23 protein-coding genes and 1 tRNA gene are annotated in these 20648 nt (G+C 67.0%); 13 read left to right on the top strand and 11 right to left on the bottom strand.

What is annotated here, in order from left to right; translation table 11 throughout:
• Positions 1–103: 103 nt before the first annotated feature.
• Positions 104–179: transfer RNA gene (locus TSB10GB4_RS15665), tRNA-Phe, on the top strand.
• 427 nt (positions 180–606) lie between these two features.
• On the opposite strand, the gene TSB10GB4_RS15660 is transcribed toward TSB10GB4_RS15665, so the two are convergent.
• The 11 genes from TSB10GB4_RS15660 to TSB10GB4_RS23865 form a co-directional block, all read right to left on the bottom strand.
• Entirely contained in the window at positions 607–2088 is a 1482-nt protein-coding gene (locus tag TSB10GB4_RS15660; RefSeq protein ID WP_186396486.1) for a tripartite tricarboxylate transporter permease, read from the bottom strand.
• A gap of 4 nt (positions 2089–2092) precedes the next feature.
• The gene (locus tag TSB10GB4_RS15655) at positions 2093–2533 is read right to left on the bottom strand and encodes a tripartite tricarboxylate transporter TctB family protein (protein ID WP_186396485.1); all 441 of its coding nucleotides are present in this window, start codon (positions 2531–2533) and stop codon (positions 2093–2095) included.
• A 49-nt stretch (positions 2534–2582) separates the two neighbouring features.
• A complete protein-coding gene (locus TSB10GB4_RS15650; RefSeq protein ID WP_186386598.1) occupies positions 2583–3269 on the bottom strand; it encodes a GntR family transcriptional regulator in 687 nt (228 codons plus the stop codon).
• A complete protein-coding gene (locus tag TSB10GB4_RS15645; RefSeq protein ID WP_186396484.1) occupies positions 3270–4139 on the bottom strand; it encodes an alpha/beta fold hydrolase in 870 nt (289 codons plus the stop codon).
• Between the two features lie 18 nt (positions 4140–4157).
• Positions 4158–4748: an amino acid synthesis family protein gene (locus tag TSB10GB4_RS15640; protein ID WP_186396483.1), complete on the bottom strand. Its 591-nt coding sequence runs from the start codon at positions 4746–4748 to the stop codon at positions 4158–4160.
• Between the two features lie 20 nt (positions 4749–4768).
• Positions 4769–5743 (bottom strand): tripartite tricarboxylate transporter substrate binding protein, encoded by a 975-nt coding sequence (locus TSB10GB4_RS15635; RefSeq protein WP_186396482.1) that lies wholly within the window; start codon positions 5741–5743, stop codon positions 4769–4771.
• A gap of 450 nt (positions 5744–6193) precedes the next feature.
• Entirely contained in the window at positions 6194–6718 is a 525-nt protein-coding gene (locus tag TSB10GB4_RS15630) for a hypothetical protein (protein WP_186396481.1), read from the bottom strand.
• On the bottom strand, positions 6715–7260 hold the full coding sequence (locus TSB10GB4_RS15625) for a hypothetical protein (RefSeq protein ID WP_186396480.1): 546 nt from the start codon (positions 7258–7260) through the stop codon (positions 6715–6717). Before TSB10GB4_RS15625 ends, TSB10GB4_RS15630 begins: the two co-directional genes overlap by 4 nt.
• Positions 7261–7524: 264 nt before the next feature.
• A complete protein-coding gene (locus TSB10GB4_RS15620) occupies positions 7525–8571 on the bottom strand; it encodes a YeeE/YedE family protein (protein ID WP_186396479.1) in 1047 nt (348 codons plus the stop codon).
• Between the two features lie 40 nt (positions 8572–8611).
• Complete coding sequence (locus tag TSB10GB4_RS15615; protein ID WP_305849852.1) at positions 8612–8953, bottom strand: helix-turn-helix transcriptional regulator; 342 nt, start codon at positions 8951–8953, stop codon at positions 8612–8614.
• Positions 8954–9046: 93 nt separating this feature from the next.
• Positions 9047–9595 carry a hypothetical protein gene (locus TSB10GB4_RS23865; protein WP_244570925.1) on the bottom strand — a complete coding sequence of 183 codons (549 nt, stop codon included), beginning with the start codon at positions 9593–9595 and terminating at the stop codon, positions 9047–9049.
• Between the two features lie 83 nt (positions 9596–9678).
• On the opposite strand from TSB10GB4_RS23865, the gene TSB10GB4_RS15605 reads away from it, so the two are divergent.
• From TSB10GB4_RS15605 to TSB10GB4_RS15550, 12 genes are all read left to right on the top strand, one after another.
• Positions 9679–10416: a cytochrome c biogenesis CcdA family protein gene (locus TSB10GB4_RS15605; protein ID WP_186396477.1), complete on the top strand. Its 738-nt coding sequence runs from the start codon at positions 9679–9681 to the stop codon at positions 10414–10416.
• A 68-nt stretch (positions 10417–10484) separates the two neighbouring features.
• Entirely contained in the window at positions 10485–11045 is a 561-nt protein-coding gene (locus TSB10GB4_RS15600; protein ID WP_186396476.1) for a thioredoxin family protein, read from the top strand.
• 120 nt (positions 11046–11165) lie between these two features.
• On the top strand, positions 11166–11639 hold the full coding sequence (gene soxX / locus TSB10GB4_RS15595; protein ID WP_186396475.1) for a sulfur oxidation c-type cytochrome SoxX: 474 nt from the start codon (positions 11166–11168) through the stop codon (positions 11637–11639).
• A gap of 30 nt (positions 11640–11669) precedes the next feature.
• The gene (soxY, locus tag TSB10GB4_RS15590) at positions 11670–12089 is read left to right on the top strand and encodes a thiosulfate oxidation carrier protein SoxY (protein WP_186396474.1); all 420 of its coding nucleotides are present in this window, start codon (positions 11670–11672) and stop codon (positions 12087–12089) included.
• Between the two features lie 24 nt (positions 12090–12113).
• On the top strand, positions 12114–12443 hold the full coding sequence (soxZ, locus tag TSB10GB4_RS15585; protein ID WP_186396473.1) for a thiosulfate oxidation carrier complex protein SoxZ: 330 nt from the start codon (positions 12114–12116) through the stop codon (positions 12441–12443).
• Between the two features lie 34 nt (positions 12444–12477).
• On the top strand, positions 12478–13347 hold the full coding sequence (gene soxA, locus TSB10GB4_RS15580; RefSeq protein ID WP_186396472.1) for a sulfur oxidation c-type cytochrome SoxA: 870 nt from the start codon (positions 12478–12480) through the stop codon (positions 13345–13347).
• A 139-nt stretch (positions 13348–13486) separates the two neighbouring features.
• Positions 13487–15178, top strand: coding sequence for a thiosulfohydrolase SoxB (soxB, locus tag TSB10GB4_RS15575; RefSeq protein ID WP_186396471.1), 1692 nt, complete (start codon positions 13487–13489; stop codon positions 15176–15178).
• A 22-nt stretch (positions 15179–15200) separates the two neighbouring features.
• Positions 15201–16472: a sulfite dehydrogenase gene (soxC, locus tag TSB10GB4_RS15570; RefSeq protein WP_186396470.1), complete on the top strand. Its 1272-nt coding sequence runs from the start codon at positions 15201–15203 to the stop codon at positions 16470–16472.
• Complete coding sequence (locus TSB10GB4_RS23860; RefSeq protein ID WP_186396469.1) at positions 16456–17568, top strand: c-type cytochrome; 1113 nt, start codon at positions 16456–16458, stop codon at positions 17566–17568. Before soxC ends, TSB10GB4_RS23860 begins: the two co-directional genes overlap by 17 nt.
• Before the next feature lie 4 nt (positions 17569–17572).
• Positions 17573–18298, top strand: coding sequence for a c-type cytochrome (locus tag TSB10GB4_RS23855; RefSeq protein WP_186396468.1), 726 nt, complete (start codon positions 17573–17575; stop codon positions 18296–18298).
• A 63-nt stretch (positions 18299–18361) separates the two neighbouring features.
• Positions 18362–19624 (top strand): NAD(P)/FAD-dependent oxidoreductase, encoded by a 1263-nt coding sequence (locus tag TSB10GB4_RS15555; RefSeq protein ID WP_186396467.1) that lies wholly within the window; start codon positions 18362–18364, stop codon positions 19622–19624.
• A 100-nt stretch (positions 19625–19724) separates the two neighbouring features.
• Complete coding sequence (locus TSB10GB4_RS15550; RefSeq protein WP_186396466.1) at positions 19725–20636, top strand: MBL fold metallo-hydrolase; 912 nt, start codon at positions 19725–19727, stop codon at positions 20634–20636.
• The last annotated feature ends 12 nt before the right edge of the window (positions 20637–20648 follow it).

Genomic DNA, 20648 nt, shown 5'->3' with positions numbered 1-20648 from the left:
ACTTGTGCAAAACTTTGCAAGGGCAACTGGACAGGCTTGGTGCGAGCCTCTATAAGACCGGCACTCCGATGCGACGCAGGCAGATGGCCGCGCCGCTTCGCGGGCCCAGGTAGCTCAGTTGGTAGAGCAGCGGATTGAAAATCCGCGTGTCGCTGGTTCGATTCCGGCCCTGGGCACCACTTATCCCTTAGATAAATCCCTACAGATCGAGCCCTTAACGGCGTCCCTTTAACGGTGGCATCGTGTAACTTGGCGAGTCTGTCGTCGAGACCTGCGTCACGCATCCGGTCCTGTCGATGTGACGCCCGCCGCAACGGCGGCCCGTGAAGTTGGCGCCGGACCTGCGTTGAGGATGTCCTGCAAGGGGAGTGGCGGGCGGAAGATGGGCGGACCGGGCCTGCACAGGTGCCGAAGCGTCCGCTGCCGGGGCGTCCGCTGCCGGAGCGTTCGCCGTGCGTTGCCTCTGCGCGGTCGCGGATCGTGACCGCCCGCGGCGAGGCGAGCGTGGTCACGCCGAAGCTGCGCCCCGAACGGACGCGATCGGCCGCCTCGTCAATCGGCGTATCAATCCGTCGTCCTCAATCGGTCGCCCTCAATCGGTCGCCGTCAGTCGTTCCCCTGTACCGGCGAATTTCGTTTCAGGAGAGCCCAGAGCAGGATTGCCAGCGTGAGCAGCATCAGCGCGGCGGTGGCGGGACGCGAGAACATCTCGATGTAGCTGCCGCGATGGATCAGCAGTGCCCGGCGCAGGTTTTCTTCGAGCATGGGTCCGAGAATGAAGCCGATGAGCAGCGGCGCCGGCGAATAGTCGAAGAGCCGCAACAGGAAGCCGACGAAGCCGAAGCCGAGAACCAGCCATACCGCGAAGGCGCTGTTGGTGAGCGTGTAGACGCCCGCGCAGATCAGCGCCACGATCACCGGATACATCATCGAATAGGGGATGCGCAGCAGCCAGAGCCAGATGCCGACCAGCGGCAGGTTGAGCCCCAGCAGGATGATGTTGCCGAGCCAGAAGCTCGCGATCAGGCCCCAGAACATCTCCGGCTGCTCGAAGATGAATTTGGGACCGGGCGAGATGCCGTGGATCATCAGCGCGCCAAGCATGATCGCCATCGTCGGGCTGCCGGGAATGCCGAGCGACAGGGTGGGAATGAAGGCGGTCTGGACGGCCGCGTTGTTGGCGGCCTCGGGCGAGGAAATGCCCTCGATCGCTCCCTTCCCGAACCGGTGCGGCGTCCGGCTGATGCGCTTTTCGACCGCGTAGCCGATCAGCGAGGCGATGGTCGGCCCGGCGCCGGGCAGCGGCCCGACCACGCTGCCGACCCCGGCGCCGCGCGCCATCGGCAGCAGCGTCTTCAGGAATTCCGGCCGGCTAGGGATCATCGAGCGCCACGTGACCTTGGGCATCGGGCCGCGCGCCTTCTGGGCGCTGATCGCGAAGATGATCTCGCCGACGCCGAACGTGCCCAGAGCCAGCGCGACCAGGCTGACACCGTCGAAGAGCTCCGGAACGCCGAAGGTGAAGCGATAGTCGCCGCTGTTGACGTCGATGCCGACGGTGCCGAGCAAGGCGCCGAAAAGCACCATCGCGATCCCCTTCAGCGGCGGCCCGTCGGAGATCGTGGCCGCCATGATGATGCTCAGCAGCAGGATCGCGGCATATTCGGACGGACCGACGGCGACGGCCAGCCGGCTGATGACCGGCGAGAGAAAGGTCAGCAGCAGGATGCCGACGGTTCCTCCGAAGAAGGACACATAGGTGGTGACGGTCAGCGCCACGCCGGCCTTTCCGTTCTGGGCCATCGGATAGCCATCGAGACAGGTGATGGCGTTCGACGAGGTGCCCGGCAGATTGAGCATGATCGAGGCGGTCGAGCCGCCATATTCGGCGCCGTAATAGATCCCCGACAGGAACACCAGCGCCGTTGTCGGGTCGAGATAGAAGGAGACCGGCATCAGCAGCGAGATCGCCGACAAGGCCCCGACGCCGGGCAGCACCCCGACCAGCGTTCCAAGGAAGACACCCGCGAAGCAATAGACCACCGAGGTCAGCGTCAGCGATGCGAAGCCGAGCGTGAACAACTCCATCGGATCACACCTTGATCAGAGCCGTGGGGGAATTCAGCCCGATCACGAAGACGAGCCAGACGAGCAGGCAGGAGAAGAGGACGATGCCGATCGTTTGCCGCAGTCCGGCGCCCCGGTCGGCCAGGCACGCGAGCAGGACCGAGACGCCAAGGGCCGGAAACAGACCGAACCGACCGATGATCAATGCGAAGCTTGCGACGCTGAATGCGATCAGAAACAGCTCGCGCCGGGGAATGTGGACGGGCGTCGCCGACGCGCGCAGCCCGCCGATCGCGATGACCGCGCCGAGCAGCACCAGCGCCCCGCCGATCAGCAACGGAAAGTAGCCTGAGCCCATCCGCGCGGCGCTGCCGATGCCGTAGTCGAAGGCGCGATAGGCCGCGGCGGCTCCGATCAGGGCGAGCAGGAAACCGCTGATGGCGTCGCGATTGAGCTTCGGCTGCATGGGGCGTCGGTCTCTTTGTGCGATGATGGGGCGCGATTACGGGTCGCGATTAGGGGGCAGAAGGCGCCGGCATCGCGGCCTTGGCCTGAGCGCGGGCGTTGCGAATGTGTATGACCGCGGCCTGCTGGGCCCCCGGAACGTTCCCCTCGCGGATGCAGGACAGGATGTCGCGCATCTCCTTCAGGCTTTCCTTCGGGCGCCCGGGCCGGGACATCGAGCGCGATCGCAGCAGGTTCACCCGCGCGAGGAGGCCGCGCAGGATGTCGGCGAGGATGTCGTTGCTGCAGCCCTGGAACATCACCTCGTAGAAGGTCGTCGTGGCCCCGATCAGTTGAGCCGGGTTCAGCCCCTCGGACGAGGCCTGCTCGAATTCCTCGAGTGCCGCGTCCATCCGCTCCAGGTGCTCGCCGGTTGCGGCGAGCGCGAAAAGGCGCACGACCTCCGGTTCGATCAGCTCCCGCACGTCGTAGATCCGTTCGGCCTCCTCCCAGCCGAGCTTGACCACGATCGGCCCCCGGTTGGGGCGGACCTCGACCAGGCGCTCCGCCTCGAGCTGACGGAGCGCTTCGCGGACCGGCGTGCGCGACGCGTCGAGGTGGGAGCACAGCTCGGCCTCGGACAGCCGCTGGCCGGGCACGAACACCCCGGTGATGATGTCGGCCCGCAATGCATTGGTGACGCGCTCGCGCACGCTGCCGCCGCGGACGCGCGCCGTATCGCTGGTGTTGCTGTCCATCTATCTCCGTCCTGCGTCTCTCGCTCCGGCGACACGGTCGAGAAATGCGCCGACCGCACGGTTGAAGCTTACCGGATTGTCGTCATGCACATAGTGCCCGGCACCTTCGATCTCCTGGGCGACCACGCGCGGGTTCGTTTCGCACATTCGCTGGACCCGTGCCGGGTCGAGATAGTCGGAGTTTGCGCCGCGCAGCACGAGAACGGGGCAGGCGAGGCCGGACAGGGCCGGCCAGAGGTCCGGGTTCGGTCGCACGCTGGCCTGCTCGATCCGGCATTTCCCGATCCCGAGCTGATCGTGGCGCCAGACGATCTTGCCGCCGACGGCTTTCATCGAATGGGCGATGCGCGATTCGATCGCCGCGTCGGTGACGTTCGGCCGGATCGACCGCCAGAAGGCGCGCGCCTTGTCCAGACCGTCGAAGGAGAGCGGCGTCGTTTTCAGTTCCTTCAGGATCCGCTCGATCCCGGCGCTGCCGTCGGCCTCGGGTCCGCTGTCTTCGAGTATCAGCGACGCGAAGCGCTGGCCATGTGTCAGCGCATAGGTCAGCGCGTTGATGCCGCCCATGGAGTGGCCGAGAACATGGAACGTCTCGGCCCTCAGGTGGTCGACAAGCGCGCCCAGATCGGCAGCGTATTGATCGGCGAAGTAGTTTCGCGCCGGATCCCAGTCCGTTTCTCCCCGGCCGCGCTGGTCGGGCGCCACCACGTAGAAGCGATCCGCGAGGGTCTGCGCCAGTCCGGCGAAGGTCCGGCCATAGCTGCGCAGACCATGCAGGCAGATCAGCATCGGACGGCCGGGATCGCCCCAGGTCAGATAGTGGAACCGCAACCCGTTCAGGTAGACGAAACTGGACCGCTCCCGGTGCATCGTATTTGGCTCCGCGTTCTATTCGGCCGCGAGCGGTGCGACCTGCGGTCCGCCGAGGCGTGCGTGGATACGTCCGCGCGTCGCGACGGCGAAAGCCACCACCACCTCGTCGGCATTGGGCGCATCGTCGAAATAGGCGCTCACCGTGTCGTAATAGGCGCGCGCATAGAGTTCGCCGATATGGGCGAGCGGCACGTCGATCAGGGCGCCCGGGCCGCTGCGCTTGCCGGTCGAGGGAATCCACTCCTTCGCGCCGGGGAGCACGGCCCGGATCGGGGTCGCGAAACGGGCGGTGATGAAGGCGTTGCCGTGCTCGTATTCGCCGGCGCTGCCGACGACGCAGGCCTTGCCGTAGCTTTCGGCCTGCGCGCCGCCCAGGGCGGTGAGGATGCGCCGGGCAAACTCCTCTCCCAGTCGGTCGCTGCCATCGATGATCTCGCTCAGATCTCTGCTGAAGCGGCCCGCATAAGGGTTCCTGATCGCCGCGGCGATCAGGATCTTGCGCAAGGGAGCACCTTCGTCCGACTCATAGATCTCGTTGGTCAGGACTTCCTGTTCCTGACCGTACCAACGGCGGATCTGGTAGTCGGCGGTGTTGTCTCGACGCATCGTCTCGTTGACCTTTCAGCTTACTCGGAAATGTCGATATCGGTGGTGGCGAGGATGTGCCTCACCAGCGCCACGGAGGCGTCGCGCTTCTTCTCCAGCTCTTCCGGCGAGCTGCCCTGCGCCGTGACGCCGAGCTTGGCGAATTCCTCCTGCGCCTCCGGCTGGTCGAGGACCGTCTGGATCGCCCTGGAGACCTGGGTGCGGATCTCGGCCGGCACCCCCGACGGGGCGAAGATCCCGAACCAGCCGGCGTCGTCGAGATCCTCATAGCCTTCTTCGGCGAAGGTCGGAATGTCGGGGAACTGCGACAGGCGCTCTGGCGCTGCCACCGCCAGACCCCGCATGGCCCCGTCATCGAGCGAGGCGGTGAGCGCGGTCACCGTCAGGAAGGCGCTGTCGATATGGCCGCCGGTCACGTCGGCAACGGCGGGGGCGGATCCCTTGTAGGGCACATGGATCGTCTCGGCGCCGGATCTGGAGGCGAGCAGCGTGCCCAGCAGGTGCGGCGTCGAGCCGACGCCGAAAGTGCCGTAGGTCAGCGGCCGGGCTTTCGAGGCGTCCACATAGCCCTTCAGGTCCGTGATCGGCGATGACGCCGGGACCACGAGGATGAGCGCACTGTTGGCAACCATGCTCACCGGATCGAGACCGGTGAGCATGTCGCCCATCTTGTCCTCGTGCAGCACCGGCGAGATCGCGTTGGTCGAGGATGTCCCGAACAGCAGCGTGTAGCCGTCGGCGGGCTGCGTCTTCACATAGGCTCCGGCAACGGCGCCGCTCGCGCCGGGACGATTGTCGACGACGACCGGCGCCCCGAGCGCGGTCTCCAGCTTGTTCGACACCAGCCGCGCCAGCAGGTCGGTGCCGCCACCTGGAGCGAAAGGCACGACGAGCGTGACCGGACGGGCGGGATATCCCTGGCCCAGGACCGGGCCTGTCAGCCCGGCGGTTGCCGCGACGCAAGCTGCGGCCAGCAGAAAACAGCGACGGTTCATGATCCCCTCCTCTTAATACAGGATTGTATGATAATCACATCATACGTTCTGAGTTTCAAGGCCTGATTTGCGCGTCGAAGAGAGGCCCGTTCTGCGACGGGCGATGTGTCTCGGGTTAGGGTCCTGACCCTAACCCTCGTCCGAAGGCGCAGGGCGGTGGCTGAGGCAGCTTTCCTCCTTCAAAACGACGGCATGTTGCGCGGAAAATCCAAAGGCCCGAACGGTCGGGCGCGCGGTCCGCACCGGGGGCGGACGCGTCTGCCTTTTCAGCTCTCGATGCCGGGGCGAATGATCTTCTCATGCCTCGCGATGCCGCGCTGGCATGCGAGACCGGCCTTTCTCAAGGCGACCTGGAGCGCGCGATCGAACCGTCCGATCCGATCCCGGTGTCGGCACCGTCAGCGAGGGTCGGGCAGGGCGGCTCGCACCGCGCAGTTCACTCCGGCCGGTTCACGCCGGAACCACCACCGCGTTCACCGGCGCGGCCATGATGCGGGACGCCAGCTCTTCCTTGAGTTCGCTCCAGCGGGCCTGCTCGGCGGGTGTCAGCGGCCGCTGCTTGGAGGTTCGTCCGATCGCGACGAACTCCGCGCCGACGGCGCCGGAGGCCGTGACATAGGCGCGGGTGTGGCCGTCCACGGTCACCTCGAACCAGAACCGGCCCTCCGCGGCTTCCGGAGCGCTGTGCGGGGCCATCGCCGTATCGATGTGATAGGCGCCCCGGCTTGTGGTCCGCGCGATCATCTCGACGGCATCGCGCACGCCGAGACCGGGAAAGGCGGTGCGCACGGACACGGTTTCCCGGTCTGGCGGGCCGGCCGGCGACAGGTCGGCGAAGGCGCGCTGCATCAGACGGAAGCCGAGCGCGACACCGCCGATATTGGTGCGGCCATGATACTTGATGCAGTCCTCGTAGGTGATGGCGAGCGTGGTGCCATGGTCGATGATGGCGAGTTCGGGAGCGACGATCATCATGGCATGTGAACCTTGCGGCTGTGGAACAGGGCATCGTCGGGGGCCCCGAGCAGGCGGCCGATCACGGTGTGCTTGGCGATCTGATAGGCGGCGAGTTCCTCCCGCGTGCCTTGGCCGTCCTGATGACGGCGGATCTGGTCGACGAAGGCATCGGTGAAATAGCCGTCGGCCAGCCAGTAGCCGCTTGCGCGGGAGCCGACGGCGATCTCGAAATAGAACCTGCCGACGATCGCCGCCGGGGCGTCCGGCGGGCCGGCCTCGGGATCCACGGTCAGGCGGTCGCGCGTCCGTGCCCGGGTGATCATCTCGACGCAGTCGAGAATTCCGGCTCCGGGGAAACCGACCAGAACCCGGATGTCGTCGCGATGCGGCGGTTCCTCGGGGCTGAGATCGGCAAAGGCGCGCGCAAACAGCCGCAGGCACAGGGCCGTGGCGACGATCTGGCCGGGACCGGCGTAGCGCACCAGGTCGTCGCGGCCGATGGCCACCATGCCATCCTGGTCGCGCACCACGACACATTGCACGGGGACGCCCGCGGTCACCGCTTGCTGCGTCGGGGCGGAACGGATGGGCTGAGGAACGTGGTCAGGCATGGGATTCCTGCTGCTTTGGCGGGGCGGAGCACGCCGACGAGGGCCGCGAACATCGCGCGGCTAATATGAATGAATGTCTCAAGTTTGCAGCGGAAAAATGCGGCCCCAGGCGGGGTTGCGCTGCCGTGACGCAGGCGCGCTGTCGCGCCCGCCGGCAGGAGGGGCGGGGCGTTGGGAGGCGTGGAGGAGGCTGCCAGGCGCGCCGGAGCCGGGCTATTCCGGCTGGAAGCCGCCGATCAACTGCCGCAGGCCGATGACGCCGCCGACGAGAATGGCGGCCAGCGTCGTCGGGCCCGACCAGGCCAGCGCGGCGCTCGCCGTCACCCCCTGGCCGACCGAGCAGCCCATGGCGACGACGCCGCCGATGCCCATCAGCATGGCGCCGCTGACCTGGCGGCCGAGTTCGCGCGGGTCCTCGCAGGCTTCCCAGCGGAACAGGCCGCGGATCGACGAGCCGATCAGCGCGCCGCCGATCACCCCGATCACCGCGCCAACGGAAAAGCTGATGCCGCCGGCGGTCGAGGTCATCAGAAATACCAGGGTGCGCCCCACCGGGGCGGTGAAGGACGGGCCCTCGACGGAGACGGCGCCAAGGCTGATGTCGGAGAGATAGCTGGTTCCGGCGAAGCACCAGACGACGGCGGCGCCGGCGGCGATGCCCCAGCCGATCATCCGCGGCGAGCGGCGCAGCGGCGCATGGGCGAGGCCCCAGGCGAGGCAGGCGAGGCCGATGACCACCACCGTCACCACGGCGGGGATGCCGAGCAGCGAGTTGAGATCGTGGACGATGCCCTGCGGCCCGGTGGCGTCCGGCTGGGGAAACAGGGCGGTGCGCACCGGCGCCAGCGGGCCGGACAGGGCGATGAAGCCGAAGATGCCCATCACCACCACGACGACCAGCGAGCGCAGGTCGCCGCCGCCGAAGCGCACCAGGGCGCCGAAGCCGCAATTGCCGGCCAGCGCCATGCCGTAGCCGAACACCAGGCCGCCGAGGATCGAGGCGAGCGGGTTCCAGGAGATCGAATGGTAGAAGCTGCCGCCAAGATCGACGATGCCGGCCATGGCGGCGAACTGGGTGCCGAGAACGGCGACGCCGACGACGATGCCCCACAGCCGCAGCATCGTCTGGTCCTTGCCGTAGACCGCGCTTTCCAGCGCGCCGAGCGTGCAGAAATCGCCGAGCCGGGCCGCCAGTCCGAGCACGATCCCGCCCGCCAGCCCGACCAGGGCCGCAAGCAGGCCAATTGGCACCGCGTCCATGCCTTTTCCTCCCTCCCGAATGATGTCGCGGCGGCCGGTCTTATGCCGGTTTCGGGAACAGCCGCGCCAGGGTTTCGATCATCGCGGCCACCTTCGGGTCGAGGATCGAATAATAGATCGCCTGCCCGTCCCGCCGGGCGCTCACCAGGCCTTCGAGACGCAGGCGCGCCAATTGCTGACTGACCACAGCCTGACGTGAGGACAGCAGATTTTCAAGCTCGGTGACGCTCTTGGGGCCGCCGTGGAGATGGCACAGGATCGTCAGCCGTCCGTCGTGGCCGAGCGCCTTGAGGAAGGTGGCGACCTCGTTGGCCTGCCCGACCAGGTCGTCCAGGTCGACAGTGTCCGTCTCGCCCTCACTGATATCCTGCGTGCCGGACAAGAGAATGGCCCCAATCGTCGCGTGGCCTTTCATAGAGCGGCCGTAGCGGCATCGCAACCGAAACCGGTGCGGTGCGCCCGCCCGTCCGAGGCGTCAGCGGGCGTCGGCCCGGGCGATCAGGGCGGCGAGCAGCGGCCAGAAGAAATCCTCGCCCGGATAACCTTCCAGGCGGCCGATCTCGCGACCGCCGGCCAGCAGGATGAAGGTCGGGGTAAACACCGGCGGCGCCGCCAGATGGATGTCGTCCGGCACCGGTGCGCGCAATTGCTGGCTGCGCAGCGGCGCCTGGCGCCCCTCGTCGGTCAGCGGATATTGCGGGCCGATCTCCGCATGCCAGCGGGCGCAATAGGCGCAGCCGGGCTGCTCCACCATCAGCAGTTCGAGCGGGGCTGCGGCCACCGAATCGACCGGCGAATCGGCCGTCGCCCGCGGCGCGGTCATCGTCAGTCCCATCAGCAGCAGGGCCGGCAGGAGCAGTCCCGGCAGCCGTCCTTTTGGCCGGCATGCGGCAGCGCGTTCCCAGCGAAACCGGCGGGTGCGGACCCGAACGAAGAGGCCGGCGATGAGCCTGCCGAGGAAACTGGCCGGAAAACTGGCCGGAAAACTGGCGGGGAGACTGTCGAGCGTGATGCGGCGGAGCATGTTGACAAACCTATATTCACATAGGAATATCCTAATATAATTGAATAGACCGAACAAGGCTGACGCGTCGGGGGGAGGGGCGGATGCTGGAAATCAGCTTCGGAGGGGCCGCCCTGGCGGGGCTGCTCTCCTTTTTTTCGCCCTGCATCCTGCCGATGGTGCCGTTCTATCTGTCCTATATGGCCGGATTGTCGGCGGCGGAGCTGCGGGAGGGCGAGGTCATCTCGCCCGGCGCCCGGCGCCGGCTGATGGTTCAGGCGCTGGCCTTCGCGCTCGGTGTCACCTCCATCTTCGTGCTGCTGGGGCTCGGCGCCACGGCGCTCGGCCGGGTGTTCCTGGAATGGCGGGAGGTGCTGTCCTGGGCAGCGGCGGCGGTGCTCATCGTCTTCGGCCTGCATTTCCTCGGCGTGCTGCGCATCGGCCTGCTCTACCGCGAGGCGCGGGTGCAGAGCGGCGCGCGGCCGACGACGCTGGTGGGGGCCTATGTCATGGGCCTTGCCTTCGGTTTCGGCTGGACGCCCTGCGTCGGCCCGGCACTGGCGGCGATCCTGATGGTCGCCGGCGGCATGGGCGAGGTCTGGCGCGGCGGCGCCCTGCTGCTCGTCTATGGTCTCGCCATGACCCTGCCTTTCGTCGTCGCCGCGCTCTTCGCCGGGCCGTTCCTCGGCTTCGTCGCCCGTCACCGCCGGCTGATGGGCTACGTGGAGAAGGCGATGGGCGTGATGCTCATCCTGTTCGGGCTGCTGATTGCCACCAATTCGGTCAATCTGATCGCCGACTGGATGATCCGCAATTTCGACTGGAGCGCCACGCTGACCTGAACGCCTCGCCGGCCTGATCGTCACGCTGATCTGATCGCCACGCCGACCTATCGAAGGGAGATATCGTCATGATCCGTCTTGCCATTCTTGCCGTCATCGGCTGGCTGGCCGTGCTGCCGGCCTCCGCCGCCGAGCTCGGCGACGACGGTCTGCACAAGCCGGCTTGGCTGCGCGAAACCTTCAAGGACCTGCGCGACGATCTCGCCGAGGCCAATGCGGAGGGCAAGCGGCTGATGATCACCATCGAGCAGCGCGGCTGCATCTATTGCACGCGCATGCATGAGGAGGTGTTCACCGACCCGGCGATCGAGGCGCTGATCCGCGAGCAGTATTTCGTGGTGCAGATCAACCTGTTCGGCGATGTCGAGGTGACCGACTTCGACGGCACCGTGCTGCCGGAGAAGGCGATGGCGACGCGCTGGGGCGTCCTGTTCACGCCGACGCTGATCTTCCTGCCGGAAGCCGTTTCGCCGGGCCAGACGACCGCTGAGGCGGCTGTCGCGATGATGCCGGGCGCCTTCGGCAAGGGCACGACCGAGGCGCTGCTGACCTGGGTGCGCGAGCACGGCTACGAATCGGGCGAGCACTTCCAAGCCTATCTGGCGCGCCGCATGGCCGGCCAGCAGTGACCGCAAGCATTTGACAAACAGAGATAAATTAAGATATTCAAAAAAATATATATCTCTATTGCAAGAAGGATGGCAGGGTTGCTATCCTTGCAACCGAGGAAGCACTCTGGGAGGAGAGCAATGACACGCTGGCTCGTGCTGGGGGGCGCAATGGCCATGGCCATGGTGGCGCCCGCCCTGTCTGAAACCGCACCCAAGGAAGTCAAGTACGAGGAGGGGGCCGTCGCCGCCTCGCTCACCGGCGTCCCCGGCGATCCCGAGGTCGGCATCAAGGTCATGACGACCAACGCCCTCGGCAACTGCGTCGCCTGCCACGCCATCGAGGCGTTGCCCGATGTCGAGTTCCCCGGCACGATCGCGCCGATGCTGGACGGGGTTGCCGATCGCTATGACGAGGCGCAACTGCGCGGCATCGTCGCCAATGCGAAGATGACCTTCGACGGCTCGTTCATGCCGGCCTTCTACAAGACCGACGGCTTCGTCCGTCCGGGCGACGGCTTCAGCGGCAAGGCGGGCACCGAACCGCTTCCCCCCATCCTCAGCGCGCAGCAGATCGAGGATGTGGTGGCCTATCTTCTCACCCTCAAGGACTGACGCGGCAGCGCGACGCTCAAGGAGATGACTATGAAACTGACACGACGCGAGGTGCTCTGGGTCGGGCTTGGCGGCCTTGCCATGGCCGCCGTGCCGGGCCTTGCCCAGGCGGCCACCATCGAGGAACTGACGGCGGCCTTCACCGGCGGCGCCACCCCGGCCGGTGACGGCATTTCGATCACCGCGCCGGAGATCGCCGAGAACGGCAACACGGTGCCGATCGGCGTCGATGCGCCGGGCGCCGTCGCCATCATGCTGCTGGCGACCGGCAATCCGGAGCCGGCGGTGGCGACCTTCACCTTCGGCCCGGCGGCCGGCAGCCAGCGGGCGGCGACCCGCATCCGTCTCGCCCAGACCCAGGATGTGGTCGCGCTGGCGAAGATGGCCGATGGATCGATCCGTCAGGCGCAAGCGACCGTCAAGGTCACCATCGGCGGCTGCGGCGGCTGATCGTCAGGCAATAGGAGAGGCAATATGGCAAGCGATGCAAAGCCCCGGGTCAAGGTCCCGAAGTCGGCGTCCGCCGGTGAGGTGGTGACGATCAAGGCGCTGATCAGCCACCAGATGGAATCCGGCCAGCGCAAGGACAAGGACGGCAAGCTGATCCCACGCTCGATCATCAACCGGTTCACCTGCGACTTCAACGGCGTCAACGTCGTCGACATCGCCATCGACCCGGCGGTGTCGACCAACCCCTATTTCGAGTTCGACGTCAGGGTCGATGCCGCGGGTGACATCAAGTTCACCTGGTACGACGACGACGGCTCCGTCTACGAAGACGTCAAGGCGATCGAAATCGCCTGATCGCGCTGCCACACCGGGTTTGGGAGGAGGGCTCATGCAGCCGCGCAACATAATCATCAGGACCGCCGTCGCGGCGTTCGGCCTTGCGATGGCCGGAACCGTGCTGGCGGATCCGGTGGAGGACACGCTCGTCGTCGAGACGGATGACGGCACCATCGAATTCGTGACGAAGACGTCGCCGCCGGAGCACTTGCAGGGCGCCTTGCGGGAGATCTATTCGGGCTGGCTGTTCCGCGAGGACGAAACCCGCGACCTGCAACGGGACGATTTCGACAATCCGGCCATGGTGTTCGTCGACCGAGGCCTCGACGCCTGGAACAATCCGATGGGTGCCAAGGGCGAATCCTGCGCCGGCTGTCACCAGGAGCCGGACAGCATGCGCGGCCTGCGCGCGGTCACCCCGCGCGTGGATCAGGCCTCGGGCAAGCTGATGCTGGTCGAGGACTACGTCAACGAATGCGTGACCCGGCACATGGGTCTCGAGGCGTGGGGCTGGACGTCCAACAAGATGAAGGACATGCTGGCGCTGATCTCGATGCAGTCGCGTGGCGAGCCGGTGAATGTGGCGATCGACGGGCCCGCCGCCTCCTATTGGGAGAAGGGCAAGGAGATCTACTACACGCGCTACGGCCAGTTGGAGATGTCCTGTGCCAATTGTCACGAGGACAACTATGGCCAGATGATCCGCGCCGATCACCTGTCCCAGGGCCAGGTCAACGGCTTTCCGACCTATCGCCTGAAGGACGCCGGCATGGTCAGCGCGCAGCAGCGCTTCATCGGCTGCGTGCGCGACACCCGCGCGGAGACCTTCAAGGCCGGGTCGGACGAGTTCAAGGCTCTGGAACTCTATGTCGCCTCGCGCGGCAACGGGCTCAGCGTCGAGGGCGTTTCGGTCCGGCATTGAGGTCGGACCCGCGCTGATGTCAGGGGGCGGCCGCGCCGGTCGGCCGGCCGCCCTCGAACACCGTCTTTCACATGCGGACAGCCACGCGGCGCGCTTCGGCGCGGACGGGGGAGGTGCGTCCGCGGCAAGGAGTTAGCGAATGATCACGCGCCGGGAATTCCTGCAGGCGTCGATGGCCGCCTCGGCCATTGTCGGCACCAGCGGCTTCGGCAACTGGGCGCGGCTCGCCGCGCAGCAGGCACTGACCCAGGACCAACTGCTGCGGTTCGACGATTTCGGCAATGTGACGCTGATCCATGTCACCGACATTCATGCCCAGTTGAAGCCGATCTGGTTCCGCGAGCCGGAGGTCAATCTCGGCGTCGGCGGCGCCAAGGGCCACGTTCCGCATGTTACCGGTGCCGACTTCCTGAAGATGTTCGACATCGCGCCCGGTTCCGCCGACGCCTATGCGCTGACCTGCGAGGACTTCGCGTCGCTGGCGCGGGCCTATGGCCGGATGGGCGGCATGGACCGGGTCGCCACCGTGGTCAAGGCGATCCGGGCGGCGCGGCCGGACTCGATCCTGCTCGACGGCGGCGACACCTGGCACGGCTCGATGACCAGCTTCCTGACCAAGGGGCAGGACATGGTCAATGTCATGAACGCCCTGGGCGTCGAGGCCATGACCAGCCACTGGGAATGGACCTATGGCACCGATCGGGTGAAGGAGATCGTCGAGGGACTGCCGTTCCCCTTCCTCGGCGCCAACATCTTCGACGCCGAATGGGACGAGCCGGCCTTCGAGCCCTATCAGGTCTTCGAGAAGGGCGGCGTCAAGGTGGCGGTCATCGGCCAGGCCTTCCCCTATATGCCGATCGCCAATCCCGGCTGGATGTTCCCGGAATTCTCCTTCGGCATCCGCGAGGAGCGCATGCAGGCGGTGGTGAACGAGGTCCGCGCCGACGGCGCCGATCTGGTGGTCTGCCTGTCGCATAACGGCTTCGACGTCGACCGCAAGATGGCCGGCCGGGTCAAGGGCATCGACGTCATCCTGACCGGCCACACCCATGACGCGGTGCCCGAGCCGGTGCTTGTCGGCGAGACCATCCTCATCGCCTCGGGCTCCAACGGCAAGTTCGTCTCGCGCGTCGATCTCGACGTGCGCGACGGGCGCATGATGGGCTATCGCCACAAGCTGATCCCGATCTTCTCCGACGTGATCGAGCCCGATCCGGAGATGGCGGCGCTGATCGACGGCGAGCGCGAACCGTTCAAGGCGCAACTGGAGGAGCAGATCGGCACCACCGAGAGCCTGCTCTACCGGCGCGGCAATTTCAACGGTACCTGGGACGACCTGATCTGCGACGCGATCCGCTCCGAGCGCGACGCTGAGATCGCCATGTCCCCGGGGGTGCGTTGGGGCACTACGCTGCTGCCGGGCGATCCGATCACCCGCGAGGACATCCACAACGTCACCTCGATGACCTATGGCGCCTGCTACCGCACCGAAATGACCGGCGAGACGATCCGGGCGATCCTGGAGGATGTCGCCGACAACATCTTCAACCCCGATCCCTACTACCAGCAGGGCGGCGACATGGTGCGTATCGGCGGCCTCGCCTATGCCATCGACGTGTCGAAGCCGATCGGCCAGCGCATCTCCGACATGGCGCTTGTCGACACCGGCGAGGCGATCGAGGCCGGCCGCTCCTACACCGTCGCCGGCTGGGCCAGCGTCAACGAGGGCACCGAGGGCCCACAGATCTGGGATGTGATCGAAGCGCATGTGCGCAAGCTCGGCTCGGTGAAGCTGGAGCCCAACACGTCGGTCGTCGTGACCGGTATCTGAGACGAAGCAAGGAGCGTTCGCCATGTCCGACGAACCAATCGCCCGCACCTCCCGCCGCGACTTCCTGCGCAGCACGGCCTTGGCCGGCGCGGGTCTTGTCGCCGGAAGTGCCACCGCCGGCGCGGCCGGCCCCGATCCCAAGATTGTCGAGGTGCAGGACTGGGCCAGCAGCTTCGGCGATCCGGTCGACGCCACGCCCTACGGCATGCCGATCCGTTTCGAATCCCATGTGGTTCGGCGCAATGTGGAATGGCTGACCGAAAGCCCGGTCTCCTCGATCAATTTCACGCCGATCCACGCGCTGGAAGGCACGATCACGCCGCAGGGCTGCGCCTTCGAGCGGCACCATTCCGGCGCGATCGAGCTCAGCAAGGCGGATTACCGGCTGATGATCAACGGCCTGGTCGACACGCCGCTGGTGTTCACCTTCGAGGACCTGCTGCGCTTCCCGCGCTCGGTCACCACGGCCTTCTGCGAATGCGCGGCCAATGGCGGCATGGAATGGGCCGGGGCGCAGCTCGAGGGCTGCCAGTACACCCAAGGCATGATCCACAACATGGAATACACCGGCGTGCCGCTGCGGCTGCTGCTGGAGGAGGCAGGCGTCAAGCCCGAGGGCAAGTGGGTCTATGCGGAAGGCGCCGACGCCAGTTCCAACGGCCGCTCGCTGCCGCTGGAAAAGGCCATGGACGACGTCATGGTCGCCTTCTTCGCCAATGGCGAGGCGCTGCGCAAGGAGCATGGCTATCCCGTCCGCCTGGTGGTGCCGGGCTGGGAAGGCAACATGTGGGTGAAGTGGCTGCGCCGCCTCGGCATCTATGACCAGGCGGTGGAAAGCCGCGAGGAAACCTCGAAATACACCGACCTGATGCCGGACGGCCGGGCCCGCAAGTGGACCTGGGTGATGGATGCCAAATCGGTCATCACCTCGCCCTCGCCGCAGGTGCCGATCCGCCATGGCAAGGGGCCGCTGGTGATCTCCGGCCTTGCCTGGTCGGGCAATGGCCGCATCACCCGGGTCGACGTCTCGCTCGACGGCGGCGTCAACTGGCAGAGCGCGCGGCTCTCCGGGCTGGCCCTGCCCAAGGCGCTGACCCGCTTCCACCTCGATATCGACTGGAATGGCGAGGAGCTGCTGCTGCAGTCCCGCGCCGTCGACGAGACCGGCTATGTCCAGCCGACCAAGGATCAGTTGCGCGAGATCCGCGGACTCAACAACGTCTATCACAACAACGGCATCCAGACCTGGTGGGTCAAGGCCGACGGGGAGGTCGAGAATGTCGAAGTCGCGTGACGTCCTGATCCTCGCGATCTGCGCCGGTGCGCTGCTGGCGACGCCGGCGCTGGCCGGCAAGCTCGGCCTCGGCCGCGAGGCGCTGCCGGAGGAAATTGCGGCCTGGGACGTCGCCGTGCTGCCCGACGGCACGGGCCTGCGTCCCGGCTCCGGCGATGTCGCCACCGGCGACGAGGTCTTCGCCGAGAAATGCGCCTCCTGTCACGGCGAGTTCGCCGAGGGCCTCGACAGTTGGCCGGTGCTGGCCGGCGGCGAGGGCACCCTCACCGATCGCCGGCCGGTGAAGACGGTCGGCAGCTACTGGCCGTATCTGTCGACCGTGTGGGACTATGTGCATCGCTCGATGCCGTTCGGCGCCGCCCAGACCCTCAGCGTCGACGAGACCTATGCGATCACTGCCTTCCTGCTCTATTCGAACGGGCTGGTGGACGAGGATTTCGTCCTCTCCGACGAGAATTTCCGCGAGGTCGAACTGCCCAATACCGTCGGCTTCTATCCCGATGACCGGCCGCAGACCGAATATCCGCTGTTCAGCGGTGAGCCCTGCATGAGCGACTGCCGCCAGCCGGTGGCGATCACCAAGCGGGCGGTCGAGCTGAACGTCACGCCGCAGGATCCCGACGGCCGCCCCGCCGGAACCCTGCCGCCGCTTTCGGACGCCGCCGCGCTGCCGGCGGATCCCGCATCCGCCACCGAGACCGCCGCGGAAACCGAGGTCGCCGCCGCTCCGGCGGCAGCGGAGCCTGCTCCCGTGGCCGAGACCGCCGCCGCCGATCCGGCCCTGATCGCCGAGGGCGTCGGCGTCTTCAAGAAATGCGCCGCCTGTCACAAGGTCGGCGAGGGCGCCAAGCATGCGGTCGGTCCCGCTCTGAACGGCATCGTCGGCGCTCCGGTCGGGGCGGCGGATGGCTACAAGTATTCCAAGGTGATGCTGGAGGCCGGCGCCGGCGGCATGGTCTGGGACGCGGAGACGCTCCATGCCTATCTCGCCGATCCCAAGGGCTTCCTGCCGAAGAACAAGATGGCCTTTGTCGGTCTCAAGAAGGACAGCGAGCGGGACGCGGTGATCGCCTATCTCGCCTCGCTCGGGAAGTAGCACGATGCGCCGCCGCCGCCTCCTCTCCGCCCTGGTCCTGCTCGCCGTCGGTGCGGCGGTAGGGGTAAGGATGGGGTCGGTGGTGGCAGCGCCGATCGGCGATGCGGAGCGCGGCGCGCTGCTGTTCGCGCGCCAGTGTTCGGCCTGTCATCAACTGGGGAAGGGCGCCGTCAACCGCGTCGGCCCCCAGCTCAATCGCGTCTTCGGCCGCACGGCGGGCAGCGCCCCGGGCTACAAATATTCCAGGTCGATGGCGCGGATGGGCAGCGACGGGCTGGTCTGGACCCTGGACACGCTGGACGCCTATGTCGAGAACCCGCGCAGCCTGGTGTCGGGCACCCGGATGGCCTATCGCGGCATGAAGGATGCCGAGGCCCGCTCGGCGCTGCTCGCCTATCTGCGCGAGTGGTCCGACAAGCCGCAGAACATCCCCGAGGCGGAGCCGACGGCCCGCGCCAGCGGGCTGGTTCTCGACCCGGCGATCCTCGCCATTCAGGGCGATCCGGATTTCGGCGAATACCTCTCCTCGGAATGCACCACCTGTCACCAGCGGGACGGCAGCGACCAGGGCATTCCGTCGATCACCCGCTGGCCGACGGAGGATTTCGTCGCCGCCATGCATGCCTACAAGCGGAAATTGCGGCCGCATCCGGTGATGCAGATGATGGCCGGACGACTTTCGGACGAGGAGATCGCGGCGCTCGCCGCGTATTTCACCACCCTCGACTGAGACGGAACGACGCGCGGATCCACCGCGCTCGCAAGGGGGCAGGACACCCCGGAGGAAACGCGCATGACCTTGAGCAGACGCACTTTTCTCGCCACCGGCCTGGCGGCCGGCAGCGTGTTGCATGCCCCTGTCGTGTTCGGCCAGTCGCGGCCGAAGGTCGTGGTGATCGGCGGCGGTGCCGGTGGCGGGACAGCGGCCCGTTACCTGGCCAAGGACAGCAAGGGCGCCATCGATGTCACTCTCATCGAGGCCAACCCGATCTACACGACCTGCTTCTTCTCCAATCTCTATCTCGGCGGCTTCCGCGACTTCGAGAGCCTGCAGCACGGCTATGACGGGCTCGCGGCCAGCGGTGTCACCGTCATCAACGACACCGCGACCGCCGTCGACCGGCAGGCGCGCACCGTTACCCTCGCTGGCGGCCAGGTGCTGTCCTATGACCGGCTGGTGCTGTCTCCGGGCATCGATTTCAAGGACGGGTCGGTGCCGGGCTGGTCGCTGGCCGACGCGGAGGTGATGCCGCATGCCTACAAGGCCGGGCCGCAGACCCAGCTTCTGAAGAAGATGGTCGAGGCCATGCCGGCGGGCGGCACCTTCGCCATGGTGGCGCCGCCGAACCCCTATCGCTGCCCGCCCGGGCCCTATGAGCGCATCAGCATGGTCGCGCATCTGCTGAAGCAGAGCAATCCGACCGCCAAGATCCTGGTGCTCGATCCCAAGGACAAATACTCCAAGCAGGCATTGTTCGAGGAGGGTTGGCAGCGGCACTACGACGGCATGGTGACCTGGGTCGGACCCGATTTCGGCGGCGGCTCGGTCGAGGTGCGGCCGGCGGCGATGGAGGTCGTCGTCGACGGCGAGGTGCAGAAGGTCGACGTCTGCAACGTCATTCCCGGGCAGATGGCCGGCAAGATCGCACAGATCGCCGGCGTGACCGACGACAGTGGCTGGGCGCCGGTCGATCCGGCCTCGATGCAGTCGAAGCTGGATGCCAATGTCTGGGTGCTCGGCGACAGCTCGGCCCAGGGCGACATGCCCAAGTCCGCCTTCTCCGCCAATTCCCAGGCCAAGGTCGCGGCCATGGCCATTCGCGGCGAGTTGACCGGTTCCAGGACCTTCCCGGCGAAATATTCCAACACCTGCTGGTCGCTGATCGCGCCGGAGGACGGGGTCAAGGTCGGCGCCTCCTACGAGCCGACGCCGGACAAGATCGCCTCCGTGCACAGTTTCATCAGCCAGACCGGCGAGGACGCGGCCCTGCGCAAGGTCACTTTCGAGGAATCCCTCGGCTGGTATGCCGGCATCACCGCCGACATCTTCGGATAACGCCTCCTCCCCACCTGCGGGCGCCCCTTGTCCGGGCGCCCGCCTTCTTTTCCGACCCCCCGCGTTTTTTCGGAGTCCCCCGTCTTTCGGAGTCCATGCCATGCTCTCCCGTCGCCAGTTTCTCGCCGCCAGCGCCGCCGCCGCCCTGCCTCTGTCGGGCCACCGTGTCTGGTCGGCCGCCTCGCTGGAGCTTGGCGCGGCCCGGCTCGACACCCTGTCCGACGGCATGCTGATGCTGCCGGGCGACTTCATCCTCGGCGGCATGCCCGAGGACGAGCTTGCCGGGATCATCGCCCGTCACGGCCTGTCCCGCGACCAGCTCACCCCGCCGTGCAACGTCACGCTGCTGCGCGACGGCACCAACACGATCCTGTTCGACGTCGGCGCCGGGCCGGACTTTCAGCCGAGCGCCGGCAAGCTCGGCGAGGCGCTGGACGCGCTCGGCGTGACGATCGAGGACATCACCCATGTGCTGTTCACCCATGCCCATCCCGACCATCTGTGGGGACTGCTCGACGAGTTCGACGAGCCGCTGTTTCCCAATGCCGAATTCATGATCGGCGCGGCGGAAATGGACTACTGGATGGACCCCGACACGGTCGCCAGCATCGGCGAGGCGCGGGCGACATTCGCCATCGGCGCCCAGCGGCGGCTCGAGGTCATCGCCGACCAACTGCGCCGGCTGGAGGAGGGCGATGAGGCCCTGCCGGGCATCGTCGCCCGGCTGACGCCCGGCCACACGCCCGGCCACATGGGCTTCGAGATCGCCGCCGGCGGCGATCCGGTGATGGTGGTGGGCGATGCCATCGGCAATCACCACATTGCCTTCGAACAGCCGGGCTGGGCCTCGGGATCGGATCAGGACCAGGATCTTGCCGCCGCCACCCGGCTTGCCCTGCTCGACCGGCTCGCCGGCGAGCGGATGCGCCTCGTCGGCTTCCACCTGCCCGACGGCGGCATCGGCCGCGCCGAACGCGCCGGCGGCGCCTATCGCTTCATCGCCGACATCTGAGAGGGCCGGTCC

Source organism: Stappia sp. TSB10GB4, assembly GCF_900185745.1.
Lineage (GTDB): Bacteria > Pseudomonadota > Alphaproteobacteria > Rhizobiales > Stappiaceae > Stappia.
Note: the sequence above shows the minus strand (reverse complement) of the source record. Positions and strands in the feature narration are given on the sequence as shown.